General features: G+C 62.7%; 2 protein-coding genes. Both read right to left on the bottom strand.

What is annotated here, in order from left to right:
• Positions 1-125: 125 nt before the first annotated feature.
• Positions 126-890, bottom strand: coding sequence for an IS21-like element helper ATPase IstB (gene istB / locus QMZ16_RS16240; RefSeq protein ID WP_282604025.1), 765 nt, complete (start codon positions 888-890; stop codon positions 126-128).
• Positions 887-2,374: an IS21 family transposase gene (gene istA, locus QMZ16_RS16245; protein WP_282604026.1), complete on the bottom strand. Its 1,488-nt coding sequence runs from the start codon at positions 2,372-2,374 to the stop codon at positions 887-889. Before istA ends, istB begins: the two co-directional genes overlap by 4 nt.
• Positions 2,375-2,492 lie beyond the last annotated feature (118 nt).

The following is a 2,492-nucleotide window of genomic DNA, read 5'->3' on the forward strand; positions in this document are numbered from 1 at the left end:
AGTGTCAATGGCGGAGCAAAAACCAGCCACGGGGCGGCGTAAAAGCAGGCCACGTTTATGCGCGCACTTGAGCCCGCCGGGAGGGCGTAGCCCGAGCGGCGGGCTCAAGTGCGCGTCGCGGTTTTTTACGGGGTCTGGCCGGCGTTTCGGGCCCGACTTTGCGCGAGCCTGTAGCTGTCGCCATTCATCTCGAGGATGTTGACGTGGTGGGTCAGGCGGTCGAGCAGAGCGCCGGTCAGCCGCTCTGTTCCGAAGGTCTCGGTCCATTCGTCGAACGGCAGGTTGCTGGTGATGAGCGTGGCGCCGCGCTCGTAGCGTTGCGAGATCATCTCGAAGAGTAGCTCGGCGCCGGTCTTTGACAGAGGCACGAAGCCCAGCTCATCGATGATGAGCAGCTTGACGGAGGCCAGCTGCTTCTGGAGCCGCAGGAGGCGGCGCTCGTCGCGGGCTTCCATCAACTCATTGACCAGTGCCGCGGCCGTAGTGAAGCTGACCGACATTCCTTTCTGACAAGCGGCCAATCCCAGTCCCAGAGCAACATGGGTTTTGCCCGTGCCACTCGGTCCGAGCGCAATGACGTTTTCGCGCCGCTCGATCCATTCACAACGGGCAAGTTCCAGCACCTGCATCTTGTTGAGCTTCGGGATCGCCTTGAAGTCGAAGCTGTCCAGGCTCTTCTTGGCGGGGAACTTTGCAGCCTTGATCCGACGTTCGATCATCCGTCCCTCGCGGTCGATCAGTTCCAGTTCGACAAGTCGGGCGAGGAACTGGACGTGGTCCAGGCCCTCGGCTGCACATTGGCGCGCCAGCTTCTCGTGCTCCCGCAAGAAGGTCGGGAGCTTCAGCGTCTTGAGGTGATGAGCAAGCAGGACCTGCGGAGCACCGGTCATGCCGCGTCTCCCGACAGCAGAGACATGTAGCTGGCCGCCGAGGTGGTCCCGACATTCGCGCGCGGCAGGTAGGGATAGACATCGAGGTCCAGCTTCGGCGGCCGTTTCTCAACATGGCAGAGAGCGAGGTGCTTCACGGCATCGAAGCCGACCGCGCCCAATTGCAGGGCCTTCTTCACGGCCGCGTGGAGATCATCGATGTCGAAGGTTTCCAGCAGGCGCAAAACCTGCACATATTCCCGGCGTCCCGCCTTGATCATCCGCGCCTCCATCAGGCGGCGCAGGGTTGCGAACTCCGGCGGCAGGTTCCATTCGGCAAGAGGCGCGGCCTGATCCAAAGCATTGATCTTCCTCTCGATGAGCGGGAGGTAATGCACCGGATCGAACACCATGTCCTCGCGATCATAGCAGCGGGGATGGCGTGCGATGAACTCGCCACCGCAGCCGATCACAACCTCGTCGACATAGCCCCTGATCCAGACATCGCGGTGGCCGTAGGCGACCGGCACCGAGTAATCGTTGGTCTTGTAGCGCACCAGCGCTTGGGAACTGACGCGCCCGGTGGCTTGGTCGCAGGCATCGAACGGCGCGGGTGGCAGATCAGACATCACGACCAGATCTCGCACGAGGCGTTCCCCGATGGTCTCGGACTGGCCGCGCAGAACATCCCCCTGACGTTTGCGACACTGCTCCTCCAGATAGGCGTTGAACGAAGCCCAACTCACAAACCGCGGGACCGGGACCATGAAGTTGCGGCGGGAATAGCCGACCAATCCTTCCGCGTTGCCCTTGTCGTTCCCCTTGCCGGGGCGGCCATAGCGGTCTCGGAACAGGTAGTGGGACAGGAACCCGCTGAAGAGCGTGGCCCGCTGACGTGTGCCGTCCGCCAGGATCTTCGCAACAAGACAGCGATCGTTGTCGTAGAGGACCGATACCGGCACCCTGCCGAAGAAGGCGAAGGCGTGGACGTGGCCGTCTACCCAGGCTTCCGCTGTCGCCGCGGGATAGGCGCGCACGAAGCAGGCATCACTGTGCGGCAAGTCCATAACGAAGAAGTGCGCCTTCTGCTCGACGCCGCCGATGACGACCACAGCCTCGCCGAAGTCGGCCTGGGCATGTCCTGGCGGATGGGCCAGCGGCACGAACATCTCTCGGCCGCGCCGCTCGCGCTCCCGCATGTAGTCCTTGATGATCGTATAGCCGCCGGTGAAGCCATGCTCATCGCGAAGCCGCTCGAATACCCGCTTCGCCGTGTGCCGTTGCTTTCGATGGACCTCGCGATCCCCTTCCAGCCAGCCATCGATGATCTCGGTGAACCCATCCAGCTTCGGTCGCTTCACCGGCGCCGTCCGCCGGTATCCAGGCGGAACCGAGAACGCCAACATCTTCCGAACGCTGTCGCGGGAAACCCCAAACTGACGCGCAGCCTCGCGCTGGCTCATGCCTTCTGAACAAGCCAGGCGAACCTTCCGATACAAATCCACGGTGAAAATCCTCCCGCCCTCCCTGTCGCCAGAAAGGGTAAAGGTGGACGACTTTTACGCCGCCCGCAGCGGGCTCATCCCGACGCTACCGTGGTCGACTTTCTCACCGCCGTTCTCA

Origin of the sequence: Paracoccus sp. PARArs4 (genome assembly GCF_947311865.1) — a bacterium.
Taxonomy (GTDB): Bacteria; Pseudomonadota; Alphaproteobacteria; order Rhodobacterales; family Rhodobacteraceae; genus Paracoccus; species Paracoccus zeaxanthinifaciens.

Bases quoted from the DNA above. Each gene is read 5' to 3' on its own strand.
- istB (WP_282604025.1), bottom strand. From the start codon at position 890: ATGACCGGTGCTCCGCAGGTCCTGCTTGCTCATCACCTCAAGACGCTG.